Annotated in this window: 14 protein-coding genes; 4 read left to right on the top strand and 10 right to left on the bottom strand. The window is 63.1% G+C overall.

Annotated features, from left to right (window positions below):
• Positions 1 to 23 precede the first annotated feature (23 nt).
• Together ACI3L3_RS00955 and mutY are read left to right on the top strand one after the other, a co-directional pair.
• Positions 24 to 3,833, top strand: coding sequence for a class I adenylate cyclase (locus ACI3L3_RS00955; RefSeq protein WP_404843215.1), 3,810 nt, complete (start codon positions 24 to 26; stop codon positions 3,831 to 3,833).
• Positions 3,834 to 3,904: 71 nt separating this feature from the next.
• Positions 3,905 to 5,005: an A/G-specific adenine glycosylase gene (gene mutY, locus ACI3L3_RS00960; protein ID WP_404843216.1), complete on the top strand. Its 1,101-nt coding sequence runs from the start codon at positions 3,905 to 3,907 to the stop codon at positions 5,003 to 5,005.
• A 72-nt stretch (positions 5,006 to 5,077) separates the two neighbouring features.
• On the opposite strand, the gene ACI3L3_RS00965 is transcribed toward mutY, so the two are convergent.
• From ACI3L3_RS00965 to ACI3L3_RS00980, 4 genes are all read right to left on the bottom strand, one after another.
• The gene (locus ACI3L3_RS00965; RefSeq protein ID WP_404843217.1) at positions 5,078 to 5,836 is read right to left on the bottom strand and encodes a hypothetical protein; all 759 of its coding nucleotides are present in this window, start codon (positions 5,834 to 5,836) and stop codon (positions 5,078 to 5,080) included.
• Positions 5,837 to 5,901: 65 nt separating this feature from the next.
• The gene (locus ACI3L3_RS00970) at positions 5,902 to 6,348 is read right to left on the bottom strand and encodes a DMT family transporter (protein ID WP_404843218.1); all 447 of its coding nucleotides are present in this window, start codon (positions 6,346 to 6,348) and stop codon (positions 5,902 to 5,904) included.
• A 60-nt stretch (positions 6,349 to 6,408) separates the two neighbouring features.
• Positions 6,409 to 7,320: a dihydroorotate dehydrogenase gene (locus ACI3L3_RS00975; protein ID WP_404843219.1), complete on the bottom strand. Its 912-nt coding sequence runs from the start codon at positions 7,318 to 7,320 to the stop codon at positions 6,409 to 6,411.
• Positions 7,321 to 7,339: 19 nt separating this feature from the next.
• The gene (locus ACI3L3_RS00980; RefSeq protein WP_404843220.1) at positions 7,340 to 8,098 is read right to left on the bottom strand and encodes a dihydroorotate dehydrogenase electron transfer subunit; all 759 of its coding nucleotides are present in this window, start codon (positions 8,096 to 8,098) and stop codon (positions 7,340 to 7,342) included.
• 109 nt (positions 8,099 to 8,207) lie between these two features.
• Between ACI3L3_RS00980 and ACI3L3_RS00985 the strand changes: the two genes are divergently transcribed.
• Together ACI3L3_RS00985 and ACI3L3_RS00990 are read left to right on the top strand one after the other, a co-directional pair.
• Positions 8,208 to 10,253, top strand: a complete 2,046-nt coding sequence (locus ACI3L3_RS00985) for a peptidase U32 family protein (RefSeq protein ID WP_404843221.1) — start codon at positions 8,208 to 8,210, stop codon at positions 10,251 to 10,253.
• Positions 10,254 to 10,446: 193 nt separating this feature from the next.
• The gene (locus ACI3L3_RS00990) at positions 10,447 to 11,574 is read left to right on the top strand and encodes a (Fe-S)-binding protein (RefSeq protein ID WP_404843222.1); all 1,128 of its coding nucleotides are present in this window, start codon (positions 10,447 to 10,449) and stop codon (positions 11,572 to 11,574) included.
• A 163-nt stretch (positions 11,575 to 11,737) separates the two neighbouring features.
• Here the strand turns inward: ACI3L3_RS00990 and ACI3L3_RS00995 are convergent, their stop codons facing one another.
• The 6 genes from ACI3L3_RS00995 to ACI3L3_RS01020 all read right to left on the bottom strand — a co-directional run bounded on the left by ACI3L3_RS00995 (position 11,738) and on the right by ACI3L3_RS01020 (position 20,797).
• On the bottom strand, positions 11,738 to 12,085 hold the full coding sequence (locus tag ACI3L3_RS00995) for a phenylpyruvate tautomerase MIF-related protein (protein WP_404843223.1): 348 nt from the start codon (positions 12,083 to 12,085) through the stop codon (positions 11,738 to 11,740).
• Positions 12,086 to 12,122: 37 nt separating this feature from the next.
• The gene (locus ACI3L3_RS01000; RefSeq protein WP_404843224.1) at positions 12,123 to 14,525 is read right to left on the bottom strand and encodes a PAS domain S-box protein; all 2,403 of its coding nucleotides are present in this window, start codon (positions 14,523 to 14,525) and stop codon (positions 12,123 to 12,125) included.
• A 472-nt stretch (positions 14,526 to 14,997) separates the two neighbouring features.
• Positions 14,998 to 15,891, bottom strand: coding sequence for a flagellin (locus tag ACI3L3_RS01005; RefSeq protein ID WP_404843225.1), 894 nt, complete (start codon positions 15,889 to 15,891; stop codon positions 14,998 to 15,000).
• 402 nt (positions 15,892 to 16,293) lie between these two features.
• Complete coding sequence (locus tag ACI3L3_RS01010) at positions 16,294 to 18,675, bottom strand: penicillin-binding protein 1A (RefSeq protein ID WP_404843226.1); 2,382 nt, start codon at positions 18,673 to 18,675, stop codon at positions 16,294 to 16,296.
• The gene (locus ACI3L3_RS01015; RefSeq protein WP_404843227.1) at positions 18,672 to 19,241 is read right to left on the bottom strand and encodes a zinc/iron-chelating domain-containing protein; all 570 of its coding nucleotides are present in this window, start codon (positions 19,239 to 19,241) and stop codon (positions 18,672 to 18,674) included. Before ACI3L3_RS01015 ends, ACI3L3_RS01010 begins: the two co-directional genes overlap by 4 nt.
• Before the next feature lie 2 nt (positions 19,242 to 19,243).
• On the bottom strand, positions 19,244 to 20,797 hold the full coding sequence (locus ACI3L3_RS01020; RefSeq protein ID WP_404844104.1) for an ArnT family glycosyltransferase: 1,554 nt from the start codon (positions 20,795 to 20,797) through the stop codon (positions 19,244 to 19,246).
• Positions 20,798 to 20,851 lie beyond the last annotated feature (54 nt).

The raw sequence follows: 20,851 nt of genomic DNA on the forward strand, positions 1-20,851 counted from the left end.
GCCCGGCACCCGGGGGGAACGCCATGGCCCCAGAGCAGTTCACGTTCCCGCAGTCTTTAAAACGACTCACCAGCCTGACGGCGCACCCGCCGCCGGAACGCACGCGCACGGACATCACCAGTCTGGTGGACCGCATCCGGGCGCTGTGCGCGGCAGCCGGCCCTGCCGAGGCGCGCCGCATGGGCGACGAAACGGCCCTTGTCCTGCACTGGCGCGCCGCAACATCGGACGACGCCGAATTGCAGGTCTACTATATCGGCCTGCTGGCGGACCTTGGCCCCCTTGCCGCGCCCTTGGCCGCATCCCTCCTGGCATCGGCGCAGGGCATAGATGCTCCGGGCGTGCTGGACCTCTTGCCCGGCGGGTTCCGGTTGGCCGTGGTCAACCATCTGCTGCTGGACGATACGGGCCGGTACGAGGCCCTGCGCCCCGTCGCCATGAGCGCCCTGCCGGACCTTGCAGCCCTGCCGCCAGAGGATATCGCCGCGCAATTGGAGGCCCTGCACGCCAACGGCGGCATCCTTGCCTATCCCCTGTCCCACGCACTGGGAACCGGCCCCTTCGGCAACGCCGTTGAAGCCGCCATCACCGCGCAGGAGTCCCTGCTCCAAGCCTCGCGCCGCCCGGATGACGCCCTGCACACCTACGTCCCGGCGCTGGCCGTACTGGATGCGCCAGAGATGCACCTGCGCCTGCTTCCACTGTTGGTCACGCGCGACCTCGGGGCGCAGCGCACCCTGCTGGACACCATCGCCGCTGTGGCCCCGCGCCACGACAAGCGCTACGTCAAGGCGCTTCTGCCGTCCCTGACGCACCCTGACCTGCGCGTTCGCACCGCGGTGGTCGCCTGCCTCGCGCAGATTATGCCGGACAGCATAGGCCGCATCCTTGCCGCCTGTTTCAAGCGCGACCCCGCCCTCAAGGACACCATCCTCGCGGCGCTTCCCCTTGTACCATCAGAAGAGGCCGCATTCTTCATCAAGGCCACCGGGGAGAAGCCGGAAGCCTTTGCGGCCACAGCCTTCCCGCTCATGGCGGCCCTTGACCCGCCCATGGCGCGCATGAGTCTTGCCGCGGCCGTCTCGGACGCCCCGCAGGCGCTCGCCCACGCCATCCCGGCCAGCACCGGCCCAAAGCCCGACGTTGAGGCCGCGCTGGCAGGCTTTACCGAGCGCCCCCAGAAAGATGACGCGGCGCAGAAGCCCAAGAAGAAAGACAAAGGATTCCTTGGCGGGTTGTTCGGCGGGGACGAAGGGGAAGCCATCTCCATCCAGTTTGGCGGCGATATGGTCCTGCAAAGCGAAAACTCCGGGCGGCGGTTCTCCCCCATCTACGAGGAACGCACTCTGCGCGGAACCAAGTTCACGGATTCCCTCATTGAGAGCGCCACCTTTGAAGACTGTACCTTCGTGGATGCCGACTTCTCGGGGACAATATTCCACAAGACGCGCTTTTCCCGGTGCACCTTCACCGGCTGCACCATGAACGGCACCCGGTTCTTCGACTGCTCCCTGCGGGAAATCACCATCACCTGCGGCAACGCGGAACAGACCGAACTCACGGACTGCACCTGCGGCCTCATCGACATTCAGGGTACCAAACTGCGCGGCCTGCACCTCTTTGGCGGCAGGCTGGAGGCCCTGCGCGTTACCGCCTGCGACCTTTCGGACGCGCGCATGGAGGCGGTCACCCTTGCGGGGACGGAGCTTCGGCACTGCTCGGGCGCCAGCCTTGAGCTGCTGGACTGCTCCATCATCTCCAGCACCGTGCACGCGTGCCTGTTCTCGGACATCACCATCACCGGGGCGCATGGCTCCTGCCCCTGCGCCCTCACCCTGCAACTGCGCACTAACGCGGCGCGCGCCATGGCGGACACAACACCGCCACCGCCCCTGCCGCCGCAAGCCGGGGCCAAGGCCAAGCTGGCTATGGACGCATGGTACGGCCTGTGGGACATCATCCGCCGGGCCGCAGCATTTATGGGTAACAACGCCCGGCGCGAACACTGGTGTATGCAAAAGCTCGGCGCGCCCCGGCGCGACTTTGTCCGCCTTGCCCCGTTCTTTCTGCATACGGAAATTTTTGAGCGAAACAGCGAGGAGCTTGAGCCGCTGGCCCTTGCCTGCCGCATGGGCAACTACTGTCCGGACTATTCAACCATCGAGGCCGCGCGCCGCCACTTTCCGGACGCCACCCTGCCCCCGCGCGCGCCGGACCCCATCACCTTCCGCGCGCTGTATACCATAGGCAGTGTGGGCACCATTGCGCAGTCCGAGGCCTCGGACCTTGACTACTGGCTGTGCTACGACCCCGACGACATGCCGGAAATGCTGCTGGACGGGCTGGCCTTTAAGATTGAGGCCATCGAACAGTGGGCGGACGCCACCTTTGGGCTGGAGGTGCACTTCTTCACCATGAACGTGGAGAGCATCCGCGCCAACAACTTCGGCGTCAGCGACGCGGAAAGCTCCGGCACGGCGCAGGCGCTACTGCTCAAGGAGGAATTCTACCGCTCCGTGCTGCATGTGGCGGGCAGCCTGCCCATGTGGTGGACCACCCCGGCAGGCAGTACCGATGCCGACTACGCGCAGAATATGGAACTGCTCGCCCACGCCCCGTGGGATGCCCCGTTCATCGACCTCGGCAACCTGCTGCGCATCCCGCCGCAGGAATTCTTTGGCGCGTCGTTGTGGCAGATTGTAAAGGCGCTGAAGAGCCCCTTCAAATCCATCATGAAGTTCGGCTTGCTGGAAAAGTACATCGCGCCGGACGCCGATTCCGAAAGCCCGCTCCTCTGCGAGCGTCTCAAAGCGGGCATCCTCTCCGGCGACCCGCGCCTTGACGCTGTGGACCCCTACGTCCTCATGTACAAGGAGGTCCTGCTCCACTACGCCCAAAGCGGCGACAAGGACTCCGCCAACCTCATCCGGCTGTCGTTCTTCCTCAAAACCAAACTCGGCGCCAAGGCCGCCCTTGCGGTCCCCACACGACGGGAGGAAGCCGAAGGCGCGCAGATTGCCGCCACCATGCCCGCCGCCCTGCAAAAAAGCTCCGAGTGGCCCTTCCAAAAGCTGGTCAGCATTGGCTCGTCCGTGAACCGGTTTATCGTGCAAACCTACATGCGTGTGCGCGACAGCCAAAAACACACCGACGTCAGCATCTCGCCCGAGGACATCACCAAGCTGGGGCGCAAAATCTTTTCCACCTTTTCACGGCGCAAGCACAAGATAGAGCATATCCCCTTTGTTTCCCTTGGCGGCACGCGCTTTCGGGTCCTGCACTTTCAGGCGCAGGCCAAGAAGCTGGGCGAGCCGTCCTCGTGGGAGGTACAGGGCGCGCAGGAAGTCGCCACTTCGCAGCGGCTGGACCTCGTGAACCTGCGGCAGGGGTCGGACCTTGCCGAACACCTTGTGTGGCTGGCGGCCAACGGCATCTACCACAAGGACATTGAAATCCGCGGCGACCCCACCATCTCCCCGGTCACCGTGCGCGACATCCAGCGGCTGCTGAACGCCCTGCTCGACTTCTTTCCGCCCAAGGAGACCTTCAACACCGACATCGCGGAAATGCTGAACCCGGAGCGCATCGTCCGTGCCTTCTTCATCCTGAACCTCACCAAGCAGCGTGAGCTGGCGCGCATTGCGGAGGTCTCCGTGGTGTACAGCACCAACTGGGGGGAGCTGTTCTGCCGCACCGTCTCCGCCGAGGATAACGAAGTCATCGACAACCCGGTGCAATTTTTGCTGAATAATGTGGAACAGGAATTTGCGGAGCCGCCGGCGCTGGACTATTTTGTGCCGGACCGCAGCAGCAGCCCGCAGCCACGGCGCTAGCCGCCACCGCCCGCCAGCCTTGCCAAACCCGGCGGGTCATGCTCTGTTGCCAGCTTCCAAGGAGACAGACCATGACCACACACCACCACATCGCCGCCACGCTGGTGGACTGGTTCCACGCGAACCAGCGCCCCCTGCCGTGGCGCAAGACCTATTCGCCCTACCATGTCTGGGTGTCGGAGATTATGCTCCAGCAGACCCAGATGGACCGCGCCGTGCCCTACTTTGAGCGCTGGATGACGCGCTTTCCCGATGTGCCCACCCTTGCGGCGGCCAGCGAGGACGACGTGCTCAAATACTGGGAAGGGCTGGGCTACTACTCCCGCGCCCGCAACATCCGCAAGGCCGCGCGCATCATTATGGACGAGCACGGGGGCGTCTTCCCCGCCGACGTTGGCGGCCTGCTGGCCCTGCCCGGTGTTGGTCCCTACACTGCCGGAGCCATTGCCAGCCTAGCCTACCAGCAGGACGTCCCGGCCATTGACGCCAACGTGGAACGCGTGTTTGCCCGCCTGTTCGACATCGACACCCCGGTAAAGGAAAAGGACGCCAAGCGCGCCGTGACCGACCATGCTGACCGGCTGCTGCCACCGGGCGGCGCGCGGGACTTTAATCAGGCCGTGATGGAATTTGGCGCACTGGTCTGCACGCCGCGCGCCCCGCGCTGCGAAGCCTGCCCCCTCAGCGCGCAGTGCGAGGCCTATCGCCTGGGCATTGTGGCGCACCGACCCGTGCCCGGAAAACGGCAGGATATTACGCCGCTCAGCATCGTGGCGGGCGTGCTACTGCACGAGGGCCGATTCTTCATCCAAAAGCGGCTGGAGGACAGTGTGTGGGGCGGACTCTGGGAGTTCCCCGGCGGCAGCATTGAGGACGGCGAAACGCCCGAACAGGCCGCCGTGCGCGAATTTCGCGAGGAAACGGACTTCCGCGTCAGCGTGGTGGACAAGATTGACGTGGTCCGCCACGGCTACACGCGCTACCGCATCACCCTGCACTGTTTTCTGCTCTCCCTTGAGGGGACGGGCACCACGCCTTACCTCACCGCCGCGTCCGAGTACCGCTGGTCCACGTCCGAGGGGCTGGACGGTCTTGCCTTTCCCGGCGGGCACCGCAAGCTCATCGACATCATGCGCACCGACCTGCGCTACGCCCACCTCTTTTCAGCATAAAAACAGGGCGGCCCGTTACGCAACGGACCGCCCTGTGGCTTTTCATCTTCCCCAGCAATGCGCCGGAGCGGACTACTTCAAAATGCCGCGCAGGCCTTCACCCACGGAGCGTAAGGTGCCGTTAATGGCATCCACGCCCTTCTTTACGCCGTCCTCAAGGCCGCGCGTTACGCCGGGCAGGCGCTGGGCAACGGCCCGGTTGATGGCGGCGAGCACCTGCCGCGCCGCATCAGCCATGGAGACGTCCTTCTTCTCGCCAATGTCGCGCAGATGGATATCGTCCAATTCCGCGTGGGCAAGCTCGCCGCCAAGGGCCGCAATGCCAAAGTTCACCCGCGCATTGCGGATGACAATATGCTTGATGACCACGGACTTGCCGCCGGCATCGCCCGCTTCCGCGCTCTCGCCACCACCGGAACCAGCGTCACCGCCTTTGGCCGAGCGGGTCACGTTGTCCACAAGGGTTTGCAGGTTGCTGGTGCGCCCCGCAAGCTCGTAGGTAATGACCGGCCGGTCAATGACAATGGCCTCAATGATCACCGTGGGTTCGGACAGGCTGGAGATGTCCAGCTTCATGCGGATGGAATCGGCCTGCACCACGCTCTCGGACTTGTAGCCCGCAGGATTGCCCACGAACAGCCCACGCAGTTCCCCTTCGCCGCTCAAAATCGACAAATCGGACTCCGCAAGGCGCACGTCCGCGCCCACATAGCGGGGGCCAAAGTACTCTACACCCTTTTTGACCAAGGGATTCACGGACAACAGGGTAAACACCACAACGCCGACAAACACGACGCACACAGCCACCAGCAGATAGAAAAACTTTTTCATCAGCGCGAACCTCCGGTTGAACACGAAACCGCCTGCCCCGCACGGCAGCGGAGCAGGCGGCGGCATTAGAACTTGCGGATGAGCACCACACCAAGCACAACCAGTACCACGCCCGCAACGCGCAGCGGGCTAATGGAATGCTGCGGCAGACCGAACAGGCCAAAGTGGTCCAAAATCAGCGACATGGACACCTGCCCGGCCACCATCAGCGTAAACATCGTGGCGGACCCAATGCGCGGGCCCACGATAACGGCCGAGGCCACCACAAACGCGCCAAGCACGCCGCCGGACCAATACCACAGCGGCAACTTGCCCGCATCGGACAGGCTGGGCAGCGGAATGCGCGTGGCAAAGGCGTAGGCCGCAAGGGCCAGCGTCCCGACAAAGAACGACACAAACGCCGCCAAAACAGCGTCCTTGGTCCACGACCCCAGCCGGACGTTCACGCCCAGTTGCACGGCCATTGCCACTCCGGCCCCAAAGGCCATCGTCAGGGCGGTTACGGCAGACATCGCCCGCCCCCTGCTTCACTGTGCATTACCTAGGCCTCCCAGCGTCTGAGGATGCGTCCGCTACAGCTGGAGGCTCCCGCGGTACGCATCCCATGAGGAAATGCCATAGGTATCGCAGAGTTCGGCCAGTTCGTCCACAAGCCGGAAGGCAAAATCCGGACGCAGGAAGTTGGCGGTACCCACCTGCACGGCGTGCGCGCCCACTAGGATGAATTCCAGCACATCCTCGGCCGAGGAAATACCGCCAACGCCGATAACCGGCACATCAACGGCCTGACACACCTGATGCACGCAGCGCAGGGCCACGGGCTTCACCGCCGGGCCGGACAGCCCGCCGATGACATTGGCAAGGCGCGTTCTGCGGGTGCGCGCGTCCACGGCCATACCGGACAGCGTGTTGATGCAGCTAAGGATGTCGGCTCCCCCGCTTTCGGCAGCGCGGGCAATCTCCGTAATGTCCGTCACATTGGGGGACAGCTTGATGATGACGGGCTTGTCCCCGGCGCGGCGCTTGACCGCCTCGGTCACGCTGGCCGCCATTTTGGGATCCTGCCCAAACAGGATGCCGCCGGAACTCACGTTGGGGCAGGAGATGTTCACCTCAAGGGCGGCGATGCCCGGCTGGTCGGCCAGCACCTCGGCCAACTGCGCAAACTCATCGGCGCTGCAGGCGTACAGGTTGGCCACCACGGCAAGGTTGTCCGCAGGCAACCGGTTCAGCCGCCCGGACAGGAACTTTTCCACGCCGATATTTTGCAGGCCAATGGCGTTCAGCATGCCGGAGGGCGTCTCCGCAATGCGCGGCATGGGGTTGCCTGCGCGCGGGGACAGGGACAGGCCCTTCACCACAATGCCGCCCAATTTTTCAAGGTCGCCAAAGCGCGAGAACTCAAGGCCGTAGCCAAAGGTGCCGGATGCGGTCATCACGGGGTTTTTCAGGTCCAGACCGCCGAAGGAAACGTGCATATCCATAGTATTGAAACTTCCCTGTTTAGAACGTTATCTCGTCGGACCAGAACACCGGGCCACGCGCGCACACGGAAACAGGACCGCTGTCCTTGTGCTCGCACACGCAGCCAAGGCACGCGCCCACGCCGCAGGCCATGCGGTTTTCAAGGGACAACTGCGCCCTGCCGCCCGCCTCGGCGGCAATGGTCTGGATGGTCTTCAGGAAGGGAAGCGGCCCGCAGGCCACAATGTGTCCGTCCGTGGCGTATTCGGGCACAATATCGCCCAGCAGGCCGATAAAAGCCTTCAGGTCCTCGGGGCCCTTTTCGCGGTAGGCCTCGCACTTCACGTACTTTTCCATGATGCCAAGGGGGTAGCTTTCCGCCGGGGGGCGGTGGCCGAATACCAGCCGCAGCTTGTCCGGGCTGGGGTGCCTGCGCAGGTACTCATAAAACGGCGCAATGCCGATGCCGCCCGCCAAAACAAGGGTCGGCCTGTCATCTCGCACCGCAAATGCGTTGCCAAGAGGCCCCCAGACGGTTACCTCATCACCTGGCGCAAGGCGGGCAAGCCCGCGAGTGCCGCGACCAATGACCTGAAAAAAGACCGATAGCGTGTCGCCATCGGCCTTATGAATAGAAAAAGGACGTCCCCAAAGCGGGTTGTGTTCCCACGCCGTGGGACGAACCATTACGAACTGGCCGGGCTTCCAGTTCTGCCACGCTGTGCTTGCGGAACCGGGATGTTCAAGCGTAAGCTCGTAAAACTCTCCGTCGGCGCCTTGCGTGCCGAATCGGAGCAAGGACCGTACCTTCACGTCAGTACATGCATTTGCAAACATCGATGCAATCCCTTATTGGTCGCCGTCGCGTTAATTGAACGCTCCACCGTAAAAACTCAGGCGAAGCAACATGAATATATCCAGACAACCCGAGATCCTCGCTCCTGCCGGGGACCGTCCTGCATTTTTGGCGGCGCTCGCCGCTGGTGCAGATGCGGTCTACCTTGGCCTGAAGCATTTCTCCGCCCGCGCGGAAGCCGGGAACTTTTCCATCGCGGAACTTGCGGCGCTCACCGAGCTGGCCGCAGAAAAGAACTGCCGCGTCCACGTCGCCATGAACAGCATGCTCAAGCCCGGCGAAGCCGAGGCCGCAGGTCGTCTGCTGGACCGGCTGAACAAGCACGTGCGTCCGGCGGCACTTATTCTACAGGATCCCGGCATGGTCAAGCTCGCAAAACAGAGCGGATTCGCTGGCGAACTCCATCTGTCCACGCTGGCCAACGCCGGTTCCCCCGCCGCACTGCCCCACATGCGGGAATCCCTGGGCGTAGACCGCGTCGTCCTCCCGCGTGAGCTGAACATCGACGAGATCCGCGCCTGCGGCAAGGCCTGCCCGGACGATTTGGACCTTGAGGTCTTCGTCCACGGCGCGCTGTGCTACAACGTGTCCGGCCGCTGCTACTGGAGCTCCTACCTTGGCGGCAAGAGCGGCCTGCGCGGGCGCTGTGTGCAGCCCTGCCGCCGCGTCTACACCCAAAAGAGCACCACAGGGCGTTTCTTCTCCTGTAACGATCTCACACTGGACACATTGGTCAAGACCCTGCGCGAAGTGCCCGAGGTCCGCTCGTGGAAGATTGAGGGCCGCCGCAAGGGGCCGCACTACGTCTACTACACCGTCAAAGCGTACAAGATGCTGCGCGATCACGGCAATGACCCCGAGGCAAAAAAGATGGCCGTGGACTTTTTGAAGCAGGCCCTTGGCCGCCGCGGCACCCACTACGCCTTTTTGCCCCAGCGCCCCTACGTGCCCACGGACCCGGACCGCCCCACGGCGTCCGGCCTGCTTATCGACAAGCTGGGCAAGGCCAAAACGCGCAAGCTCAGCTTTTCGCCCCGCATTCCCCTCATCCCCGGCGACCTGGTGCGCGTGGGGTACGAGGATGAACCCGGCCACCAAATCATCAAGGTCCGCAAATCCATCCCCAAGGGTGGCCGGCTGGACTTTTTGGCCAAGGGCCGTCCGCCGCGCCCCAGCAGCCCGGTGTTCCTCATCGACCGCCGCGAGCCGGAGCTGAGCAAGGAACTGAACGCGCTGGAAAAGCGCCTGTCCGCCATTAAGGTCAAGACCGGCGAGTCGTCCTCCTTTGAGCCGACCATGCCCCGGCCCGTCAAACCCGCCGCGCGCCCGCTGCATCTGCATGTGTCGCGCCGGCAGGGTAACAACAAGCTCAATGACGGCTCCGGCGTATGGCTGACGCCCAAAGCCGCGCGCGAGGTCAAGCCCGGCCTGGCCATGCGCCTGTGGTGGTGGCTGCCGCCCGTCATTTGGCCCAACGAGGAGCAGGAATGGCAGGACTGCATTACCCGCCTCGTCAAGGGCGGCGCGCGCCGCTTTGTCCTTGGCGCGCCGTGGCAGAAGTCCCTGTTCCCCACGGAACTGCCCCGCCTGCCCCGCGCCGTGGCCATCAAGCGCAAGCCGAAAAAGCCCGGCACCAAACACCGCGAAAAGGAAGACCGCCTCATCATGTGGGCCGGCCCCTTCTGCAACATCGCCAATCCCCTTGCCCTTGAGTGGCTGGGTGAGATGGGCTTTGACGGCGCCATCGCCAGCACCGAACTCAGCCGCGACGACGCCCTTGCCCTTGGCAAATCCACGCCGCTGCCGCTGGGCTTCGTGACCACGGGCCAATGGCCCCTTGGCATCACGCGCATTGAGCCGTCGGGCTTCAAGGCGGAAAAGCCCTTTATCAGTCCGATGAAGGAAGTCTGCTACGCCCGCCGCTACGGCCAGAACCACTGGATTTATCCCAGTTGGGGCATCGACCTTCGCGAAAAGGAACAGGAGCTGTCCAAGTCCGGCTACAGCGCCTTTGTGCACCTGCACGAGTCCAAACCCCGCGACGTGCCCCGCGCCAACCGCGTGAGCACCTTCAACTGGGACCTCAAGCTCCTGTAGTTGTCCCTGTCATAGCGCACCACAGCGCCGCCCCGCATGATTCATGTGGGGCGGCGTTTTCTTTGCGCAGGCGCGCAAAACGTCCATGCTACGCAATTTTCTGGGGGAGTTGGGGCCAATGTGCTGTGCAACGTCTTGCCCTGCGTCCTGTCCCGGCCTATACTCGGCGGTCAAAGCATAAGCAGGAGCCAGTATGTCCCCGTCTTCACTCATGAACGCCTCCGCCACCATCGCCGCCGTGGCCGACACATGCATCGACTGCGGCAAATGTGTGGACGAATGCGCCTTTTTGACAGCATCCGGCACGCCGGGGTCCATCGCCCGGTGCGTCGACACCGCCCATAAGACCCTCAATGCCTACCAGTGCAGCCTGTGCGGGCTGTGCGCCGAGGTCTGCCCCGTGGACCTCAACCCCCGAACCATGTTCCTGACCCTGCGGCAGGAAGCCGTGCGGCGTGGCGTTGGTCCCCTGCGCGAGCACAAGCGCATTATCAGCTACGAGCGCACCGGCACCTCGCCTCTTTTTTCATGGTACGGCCTGCCCGAGGGGTGCGACACAGTCTTCTTCCCGGGCTGCACCCTCAGCGGGACGCGTCCGGCACTGACCAACACCCTCTACGAGCACCTTGCCAGCCATATTCCCGGCCTTGGCATTGTCCTTGACTGCTGCTCCAAGCCCTCGCACGACCTTGGGTGCGCGCGGGACTTTGACGACGCCTTCGGCGACCTGCGGCAGTGGCTTGTGGACAATGGCGTCACCACCGTGCTCACAGCCTGCCCCAGTTGTCACGCCATGTTCTCGCGCTACGGCGAGGGGCTGACGCCTGTTACGGTCTATGAAATCCTGGCCGCCAATCCCCTGCCGCCCGAGGATGCCGTCTCCGGTACGGTCACGGTGCACGACCCCTGCGTCCTGCGGGACCACCCGTCCTCGCAGCAGGCGGTGCGCACCCTGCTTGAGCGCCGGGGGCTGGATGTTGAGGAGATGCCCCACCACGGCGCAAAGACCCTGTGCTGCGGCGAAGGCGGCGCCGTGCCCCTTGTGGCGGCGGATATGGGCAAGACATGGACCACCCGCCGCGCCAAGGAAGCAGGCGGACGCACCATCGTCACGTTCTGCGCCGGATGCGTCAACACCTTGATGCGCAGCGCCCCTACTGTGCATATTCTGGACCTTGTCTTCTGGCCCCAGCGCACCATGCTGGGTTACGCGCGCATCTCCCGCGCGCCCGTCACCTACTTGAACCGTCTTGGCCTCAAGCGCCGCCTGCGCAAGACCCTGACCACCCAAACCTCGCGGCGGCGGGAAAAAACGCCCTAACAGGGCAACTCCGTGCCACAGAATCTTCCCCGTACAATAAAAAAGGCCCCCACAGAGCGCATCTCTGCGGGGGCCTTTCCGTGTCACGACGGGCGTCGTCTTCTGCGGAAGCGGCGCGCCTCATGGGGCAGCCTGCCCCGCCACGCGCTCAAAGCTGGGCGCGCTAGCCCAGAGTGCGGCCGTTCCAACCAAACAGGCGGCGCTCCAGACTCTTAAATTCCACATACACCCGTTCCGGGGGCACCCCGCACTGCGCGCTGAGCAGGGCGCACAGGCTGTCCGTAATGGACGCACACGCGCCAGCATCCAGCCCCACATTTTTAAATTCCACGTACGCGGCCGGGTCGTCTGTGCCGCCATAGCACAGCGCCTGTCCCGGCTCCACACGCGCCATAACCCACTGTTCATCCTTGCCCGTGGCCTGAACGGCACACTGCGACACAAGGCGGGCCACGCGTCCGGCCTCGCCCGCGTCCATGGGCACATTGGTCGCCACACTCACATACGGCATAGTCCGCCTCCTTAAGGCTGGTGGTCTTTTTTCCGCGTTACAGGGACCGGGGCATGGTGGCGTCGTCCCACGCCCTGTCTATGGGCACCTCCAAAGAAATGGCCGTTCCCTTGCCGGGGCGGGACACAATCTGCAACTCCCCGTCCATAAGCCGCGCGCGTTCCTTAAGGCCCTGCACGCCCATGCGCCGCGAGCGCACAGCATTCTCCTGCTGGCGTTCGGGGTCAAAGCCCACACCGTCATCGCGGATGCGCACAATGAGATTGGGGTGCGAGGCGACGAGCTTCACGCTGGCCTTGCTGGCCCGCGAATGGCGCGCCACATTGCGGAGCGACTCCTGCACGATGCGGAAGATATTAATCTGCACCTCCGGCGCAACGGGCACACTCTCCATCCCTGCGGCAGAGAAGGACACCGGCACGCCGTAACGCTGCTCGAACTCGGAGCAGAACAATTCCAGCGTGCGCACCAGCCCCAATTCATCCAGCCCGGAGGGGCGCAGCTCATAGGCCATATTGCGCACGGCGTCGATGGTTTCCGAAAGCACGCGCGCAAACTCCTCATGCAGGGAGGAGTCGCCACCCGAAGCACGCTCGGCCATGATACGGGACTGGATTTTCAGATACGACAGGTTCTGGGCGATATTGTCGTGCAAGTGCAGGGCAAGGAGCTTGCGCTCGTGCTCCTGCGCCATGAGCAGTTCCTTGTTCAGGGCGTGGATGCGCTCCTGCGCGTTGCGGCGTTCGGTCACGTTCTCCAGTAGGCCGGTAAAGCACACCACCGCGCCGGTGTCGTCCCGCGTGCTCTTGCCCTGCCAGCGCGCCCAAAAGCGGGTGCCGTCGCGACGCATCAACTGCGCCTCAAAGACAAACGGTTCCATCCCCTCGACAACACGCAGGATAAATTCCTCGCGCATTTTGGGGTCTGCGTACACCTGCTGTCCCACGTCGCTGACCTCGGTCAAAATCTGCTCTGTGGACGCGTAGCCCAGCATGGTGGCCAAGGCCGGGTTGGCGCTGAGCAGCCGCCCGCTGAGGTCCGTCTGGAAGATGCCTTCCACCGCATTCTCAAAAATGCTGCGGTAGCTGCTTTCGGCCTGCGCCAAGGCATCACGGTTTTTGGCGATTTCAAAGGTCATGGAGTTGAACGCTCGGGCCAATTGACCGAACTCGTCATCCCGAAAGCCCTCCAGCCGGTGCTCAAGCCGCCCGGCGCCCACGGCCTCCGTGGCATCCACAAGCTTGCGGACCGGCGTCAGCACCCGCCGCCGCACAAAGCCCGTCAGGATAAAAAACATCATGCCGCCAACGCCCACCGCCAGCAGCGTATGCGTCACACGCGCCGTGCCTACGGTGTTGCTCATGGCTGCGCGGGTCACGGAAACGGACGACAAAATGGACGCGCACGGGACAACGGTCGCAAAGCTCCACTTGGTGGATGGCAAGGGATGAAAGCCCAGCAGATAGTCCTTGCCCCCAAGGTTCACCGTCCGCACCCCGGAGCGCCCGAGTATCATTTCCTGCGCGGCGGTACGCATGGCGGGTTCATCGCAGTGGTTCAGGTCCGCGTCCTGCGGCGTGCCCGCCGCGCCGACCTCTGGCGACAGGCCCAGCACGGAGGCGTGGCCGATGGGCATCACCACCACCCGCCCCTGCCCGTCCAGCAAAAAGCTGAACTCGCCGGGCCGATGGCTCAGGCCGCGGATATCATCCACCAAAAGATCAAGGGAAAAATCGACGCCTGCCGCGCCAAGAAAGGCGCCGGAAGAGGATATCACCGGCGCGACAACCGTCACCACGTACGCGCCATGGTCAGCGGTATCGCGATAGACCTCGCTCCACACGCTGTTGCCGTCTGGGTTTACATCCGGCAGGGCAAGGCTGTAGCTGGTGAGCTTGCGGAAATCATAATCGCCGGGGTGCGGCACGTCGGCAAACAGCGTTCCCACCGGCGCAAAGCGGGCGCTGCCGTCATCAAGCATCACCCATGCGCTCTTCACGCCGGGGAGCCTGCGGGTCGCCTGCACAAGGATGGAGTCCACCGAAGCCAGCGCGCCAAGGCGCTCTCTTGCTCGCGGCAACTGTTCCGGCGCGCCCCAATACAGGCAGGTGACCGCCGCATCCTGCCCGGAGTTGTACACACCGCGCGTCTCGTCCAGAGTCAGCCGTTCCGGCGCAGAGCCAACCGCATGACGCACGTCCAGAGACCGTGCGGCCTGAATCGCGGCGGCCTCGGCCAATGCCTGCGCGCTGCGGGCGATGGTGTCGTAGCGCATGGCGCTCTCCCCCACCGTACGCCCGATATATTGCGTGGCAAGGGAGTGGATGTTCTGTGCGTTGACCTGCGCGGCAAATTCGCCAACCGTGCCGATACCGCGCACGGCCACCAGCCACAGCAGCACAGCGCAGCACACGATGGCGCAGCCTGCAAGCCAAACCAAATCCCTGCCTATGCGAGACCCCGATGAAAAGCCCATAACCCCTCTTGTTCCCCCTTAGGTGTGTCCGCTTTTTGGTGGTAAGAAATGTCAAGTACGGACGGCCCCCTCAAGCCGCCATCACCGAGCACGTGCCTGCGCCCGCATGCCCCCGCTTATCGTGTGCGCCGTTGGCGCTGTATGACGCCGAAACATGCCCGGCATCAACAGCGCCCCAAACGCCGCCAGCATCATGAACGCCACACGCACCGCACCGTGTTTCTAAAAACTGGCGTCAGGGACAACTCTGGCATCTGGGACACCACGGGCATTCACACCGTGATGTAATCTTTCAATGCAAAAATCACAACTGGAACCATACGCAACAAAAGGGCGAAACCGTTACGGTTTCGCCCCTTGTTTACGCGGGGGATGCTTCAGGTCAGACGACAAACAAGCCGGTCACAGCCATCCGGCATCGTGCCGGAACGTTCAATTATGCGCTGAGCAGAGTCATGGCCATACGAGGCAGCGCGTTAGCCTGTGCGAGCATGGCTACGGCCGACTGTGAGAGAATCTGGTTTCTCACGAACTCCGTCATCTCTTGCGAAACGTCCACGTCGGAGATGCGGGACTCGGCCGCCTGCAGGTTCTCGGCCTGAATCTGCAGGTTGGAGACCGTGTTCTGCAATCGGTTCTGAATGGCCCCGAGCTTGGCGCGGATGTTGTCCTTGGAGACAATGGCATCCTGCAAGCCCTCAAGGGCATTCTGCGCCGCGGACTGGGTGGATACGGTGTACCCTTCGCTGGAGGACCCGGCACCGTTGCCGATGCCAAGAGCGGAGGCGGTCGCCGTATCGACCTGGATGTAGTAGTAGTCCTCGGCGCTGTCATTCGCCGTACCGAAGTGGATCTTGAGCTTTCCCGTCGGTTGCAACCCCGAACCATCGTGGGTTGTCGTGGAAAGGTTGCCGTTTAACAGCGCAATGCCGTTAAAGTCCGTTGCGTTGGCGATTCGGGTAATCTCCGAGGCCATGGCCTGGTACTCCGAATCAATGATCAGGCGCTGCTCCGAACTGTAGGAGCCTGTCGCGGCCTGCGAGGCCAGCTCCTTCATACGGATGAGCTTTTCGTCAATGACCTGCAACGCGCCGTCCGCCGTCTGGATGAGGGAGATAGCGTCGTTGGCGTTTCGCACCCCCTGATTCAGGGACGCAATGTCCGCCCGCATCAATTCGCGGACAGCCAATCCTGCCGCGTCGTCGGACGACATCCCCACACGCAGTCCGGACGACAGGCGCCGTGTTGACACCCCAAGGGCCCCGAACGACACAGCCAGGTTTCTGGCGGCGTTCATCGCCATCAAGTTATGATTGATGATAAGTGACATAGCCTTTCCTCCTTGAATGCAAAGGCTTCCTTGCCGTCAGGGGCCAGTGTCCTTATCTTCCCCCAAAGTGGACCTGTTGCCCCTCCCCACTTGCAAGATGTATCGACCTTTACAAGGCGTCACTTTATACCGGCGAATGCACAACATTCAGCAAAACAACACAACACACCGAAAATGCATTGCATTTTTCTTTAAAAAACCAAACACAACATAAATCTATATTCTTTTGAGCGGCTTACAGATAATAAATCACAAAAGCACAATACGCGCAAAGGCCTAGATGCCTTTCACTCCATTCGAATCGCAACACATATCAGGCAGATACCTCACCCTGCCCACGCATAAAAAAAGCGCACCATGCCAAGGCATGGTGCGCTGTCGAGTCGTGGTAAGGCCACCGGGCTAGAAAATCTGCTTCAGCAGGTCTTCTCCCGCAGCGCCCTTGGCCCCGCCGGAAGGCGACGCCGTGGACGGCTCCGCGGTTTCCGTGGGCTGGGTGCCAGCCTTGTAGGGCAAAGTGAAGGTCTTCTCGGTGCCCGGCCCGGCCAACAAGCCGCTGGCCGCATCCACACGGGCCATAACAATGCCCGCAGGCTGCTGGAAGTCGCGGACGGGATACTCCGCCTCCACGGCCTGCCGGTAGCCAATCCAAATGGGCGACGCCGCGCGGGAGCCGGTTTCCCATTTGCCCATGGGCGTCATTTTGTCAAAGCCCACGTAGACCGTGGTCAGCAGGTCCGGGGTGAAGCCCACGTACCACGCGTCCTGTTCCTCGTTGGAGGTGCCGGTCTTGCCCGCCATGGGGCGGGAGAAGGCGCGGCGCACGCGCCATGCGGTGCCATCGCTGACCACCTGCTTGAGCAGGCTGGTGATGATGTAGGCCGTCTCGGGCGAGATGGCCTCGTGCACCTCGGGCTTATTCACATAGAGCTCTTCGCCCCACGCACTTTCCACGCGCAGGATAAGGCGCGGCTTAATCCAACTGCCCCCACGCGCAAAGGCCGAGTAGGCCTGCGTCAGATTGATGGGCGTCACAGGCGAGGAGCCAAGGCTGACCGAGAGGTCCTCGGGGAACTCGCTCTCAAGGCCAAGGGCCCGCGCGCGGTCAATGATGGTGCTGATGCCCAGTTGCTGGGCGATGCGGATGGTCACAAGGTTGCGCGACTTCACCAGCGCGGTGCGCAGCAGGGTCGGGCCGTAGAACACGCCCTCGAAGTTCTCGGGCTTCCACGTGCGGTCGTTCTCATAGTCCGTGTAGACGATGGGGGCGTCCAGCAGCACCGTGGACGGCGTCATGCCGCTGTCGATGGCTGCGGAGTACACAATGGGCTTAAACGCGGAACCGGGCTGGCGGCTGGCCTGCGTGGCGCGGTTGAACTGGCTGGTCTCAAAGCTGTAGCCGCCCACAAGGGCGCGGACCTCGCCGGTTTCCGGCACCATGGATACCAGCGCGCCCTGCACGTCGGGCATACGCTCCAAGTCCAGCGGCCAGATGACCTCTTCCGCCGGAGCGGAGCCGTCGGCAACGCCATCGGGGATGGCCTTCACCGAGGTCCAGATAATGTCGCCCTCATGCAAGACAAGGCGGCAGTCCTTGACGCTTGGCACCTCATCAGTGGCCTTGCTTGGGTCAAGCTGGCGCGCCCAGTGCACGTCCTCCACGGTGACAACGCCGTGGAAGTCGCCAAAGCGGACCTTGGCGCGCTGTTTGGTGACATCCGTCACCAGCACTTCAACCCACTCGCCAACATCAAGGGCGTCCACCACGTAGGGGTTTTGCTTGAGGAAGTCTTCCCACTGGGCTTTGTCCAGATGCTGGTTAGGGCCGGTCCACCCACGGCGCTTGGCCGAGGCGATAAGCCCGTCACGCACGGCCTTCTCCGCCGCAAGCTGATGCGTCAGATTAACGGCGGTGTACACGTGCATGCCGGAGTTATAGACGAAATCCTCGCCGTAGCGGTCGATAAGACGGCGGCGCACTTCCTCAAGGTAGTACGCACCCTGCCGCCACGAGGGGTCTTCCATGCGGCGCAGGACAATCTCTTCGCTCAGGGCCTGTTCGTACTGTTCGTGGGTAATCCACTTGAGTTCCAGCATGCGGCCCAGCACATAGCGCTGGCGCTTCTTGGCGCCGGCCATGTTGTGGTACGGATTATAGGCGCTGGGCCCCTTGGGCAGCCCCGCCAGCATGGCCGACTGCGCAAGGGAAAGCTCCTGCACATGGCAGCCAAAGTAGGCACGCGCCGCGGCCTCAATGCCGTAGGCACGCGCGCCGAAGAAAATCTGGTTCAGATAGATGGTCAGGATGTCATCCTTGGAAAGGTGACGCTCCAGACGGTAGGCAAGGATGGCTTCCTTGAGCTTGCGCTGGTAGCTGCGCTCCGGCGTCAGCAGCAGGGATTTGATGACCTGCTGGGTGATGGTACTGCCGCCCTGCACCACGTGCCCGGCCTGCAGGTTCTTCACAAACGCGCGGAAGATGGCCACAAGGTCCACCCCGTCGTGCTCATAGAAGCTGGAGTCCTCGGCGGCGAGGAAGCACTGCGGCACATAGTGCGGCATGTCGTTCAGCTTCACGAGGAAACGCTTTTCCTTGTAGAAGTAGCCCAGAACTTGCTCGTCCTCCGAATACACGGTGGTGACGAGGGGCGGAGTGTAGTCCGTGATGTTTTTAAAGCTCGGCAAATCCTTGGACGCCCAATAGTACAGGCCGCCAAGCGCGCCAAGCCCACACACGGCGCCTATGCCGCAGATGATGGCTATCGCAATGAGAACTTTCTTCATATGTCGAACCGTTTATGCCGTTTTGAGTCGGTAGGCTCCCCGTCTTGTGGGTCCAGCCCCCATGCCAGCCGAAGCTGCCCGTGCAGGCGGCGGACCTCCTTTTCCGTGGTGCCCAGCATGGCGGACAACCGGCCAAAAGCCGTGGATGTCTGCTGCGCAAGGCACGTCTGGGAAGCGAAGATCATCACCCGCCCACGGGCAACCCAAAAGGGGAACAGCTGGCAGTAATACGGACGGACTTCGCGGGGCAGCACGCATCCCTCGGGGCCAAGCAGCACGCAGGCCCCGCCCGCATGGGTCGCCAGACGGTAGTGCGTGCTGTGCCCATCCACGGGAAAGAGCGCCGCAATAGCGTCCTCATCTCCGGGAAAGGCGCGCTTTACCCCAAGGACGAACGCGCCGGTGTTCACCTCCAGGGCGAAGGCTCCGGCGTCGCCGCAATACGACAGAATCCGCTCCCGCTCAGCGGCGGAAAGCGGAAAGCAATGTTGCTCCTGTCCCGGCGTCAGCACGCAGCAGGATGTACCCTGCTGCCCGCATCGCTCGCACACATGGGGGTCCGTCATCGTTAGTACCCGTCCGATCCTGTAATGGCTGGCCATGTCCCGTTATAGTCATAGCACAGATAGATGGTGAAACGCCGCGCAGGGCGTCCCCCGTGACGAGACTGGTACTGGATTGTTTCATATCTTGCAAAATATTTGAGCAAGCCGTCATTTGGTCCCTTGAACTTCTTGCGCACAAAGATGGCGTCCCAACCGGCCTTGGCCTGCGGTCCGGGCCACAGGTCGTACTGATTCAGGCGGCGGCCGCCGGGCAGGCAATAGGCCCGCTCCTTGCCGGGAACGTGCCACGACAGGGCCGAGGTCACGTCGTAGTTCTCGCCAAACAGGAAGACCTTGTCCGGATCGTCAAAGCGTGTGCGGCGCATTTCGTCCACGGTGTCGCCAAGGTCGTCCCAGCCCTTCAGGTGCAGGATGGGATTCTCAATGTGCACCTGCCCGGCAAAGGGCACGCGCCCTTCATAGCGCCACGGCAGGGGGAAGAGGTCATGCACCATGAGCATGGTCATCAGCACCAGCCCCACAAGGGGCCACGGCCACACCCGCCAGTTGCGCCCACCCCGGCGACGCCACACCGCGTCCCACGCGGCGGCGGCAAGGATGAACCCGCTGGCGTAGCTGACTGCCGACCAGTTGGGATTAATCTTGGTGTGGAACGACCACAGGATGAAGAAGCCCCAGATGGGCCAAAATCCGGCGGCCAGCAGTGCCTTCTGCCGGTAGCCCAGCGTCTCCACGTTGCGCGCGGCCTTGCCCGGCGCATCGCGCAGCGAGGTCACGACGCCAGCCGCGCCCATCATCATAAAGGCAAACCACCACGGCATCAGCAGGCCAATCTGGCTGCCGATGTACTCCGGAAACTTGTCAAACCGCAGAAAGGCTTCGGCGCGGGAGCCGGACATGCCGCCAAGGTGCAGCACATGGCGCACGCCAGCAAAGTCGTTCTGCACGTTCCAGATCATAATGGGCAGCATGCCAAGCACGCCGCCAAGAATGCAGCAGCCCAGCACGCGGCGCACAAAGGTGCCCGTAGTCAGTCCGTTGCGCGACAGCAGCCACATAAACACCAGCGCCACGGGCACAAAGGCCAGCATCATGTACTTCGCCAGCGTGCCGACGGCCATGGCCAGCAGCAGCAGAATATACGGCAGCCAGCGGTCCGGCTCGCGCGAGGCCCAATACAGGCTAAATAGCGCCGTCAGCCAGCACACCAGCAACGGGTTGTCCGTGGTCATCAAAATGCCCGACGCCATGGCAAGCAACGAGCAGTTGAGCACCACGATGGACAACAGCGCCAAACGGGGCCGTCCCCACAGGCGCGCCACGCCAAGGTACATCACCAGCTGCGTTGCCGCCGCGCCAAGCACGGCGCCAATGCGCACGCCAAGGGCCGTATCACCAAACACCGCCGTGCCCGCTCCAATAATCCACGCAATAAGCGGACCCTTGGTGAAGTAGGACAGTTGGAACGTGCGCGACCAGTCCCAATACTGGGCCTCGTCCTGCACAAGGTCGAGCTGGCCGGACAGGATGAAGGCGATGCGCGCCACGGTCGTCATCAAAATGAGAACGCCGGCCAATACACCAGGCCGGCATCCCAATACGCGATTGTC

It is taken from the genome of Desulfobaculum sp. SPO524 (genome assembly GCF_044987625.1).
Taxonomy (GTDB): domain Bacteria; phylum Desulfobacterota; class Desulfovibrionia; order Desulfovibrionales; family Desulfovibrionaceae; genus Desulfobaculum.

Bases quoted from the DNA above. Each gene is read 5' to 3' on its own strand.
- ACI3L3_RS00955 (WP_404843215.1), top strand. From the start codon at position 24: ATGGCCCCAGAGCAGTTCACGTTCCCGCAGTCTTTAAAACGACTCACC.
- mutY (WP_404843216.1), top strand. From the start codon at position 3,905: ATGACCACACACCACCACATCGCCGCCACGCTGGTGGACTGGTTCCAC.
- ACI3L3_RS00965 (WP_404843217.1), bottom strand. From the start codon at position 5,836: ATGAAAAAGTTTTTCTATCTGCTGGTGGCTGTGTGCGTCGTGTTTGTC.
- ACI3L3_RS00970 (WP_404843218.1), bottom strand. From the start codon at position 6,348: ATGTCTGCCGTAACCGCCCTGACGATGGCCTTTGGGGCCGGAGTGGCA.
- ACI3L3_RS00975 (WP_404843219.1), bottom strand. From the start codon at position 7,320: ATGGATATGCACGTTTCCTTCGGCGGTCTGGACCTGAAAAACCCCGTG.
- ACI3L3_RS00985 (WP_404843221.1), top strand. From the start codon at position 8,208: ATGAATATATCCAGACAACCCGAGATCCTCGCTCCTGCCGGGGACCGT.
- ACI3L3_RS00990 (WP_404843222.1), top strand. From the start codon at position 10,447: ATGTCCCCGTCTTCACTCATGAACGCCTCCGCCACCATCGCCGCCGTG.
- ACI3L3_RS00995 (WP_404843223.1), bottom strand. From the start codon at position 12,085: ATGCCGTATGTGAGTGTGGCGACCAATGTGCCCATGGACGCGGGCGAG.
- ACI3L3_RS01005 (WP_404843225.1), bottom strand. From the start codon at position 15,891: ATGTCACTTATCATCAATCATAACTTGATGGCGATGAACGCCGCCAGA.
- ACI3L3_RS01010 (WP_404843226.1), bottom strand. From the start codon at position 18,675: ATGAAGAAAGTTCTCATTGCGATAGCCATCATCTGCGGCATAGGCGCC.
- ACI3L3_RS01015 (WP_404843227.1), bottom strand. From the start codon at position 19,241: ATGACGGACCCCCATGTGTGCGAGCGATGCGGGCAGCAGGGTACATCC.
- ACI3L3_RS01020 (WP_404844104.1), bottom strand. From the start codon at position 20,797: ATGACGACCGTGGCGCGCATCGCCTTCATCCTGTCCGGCCAGCTCGAC.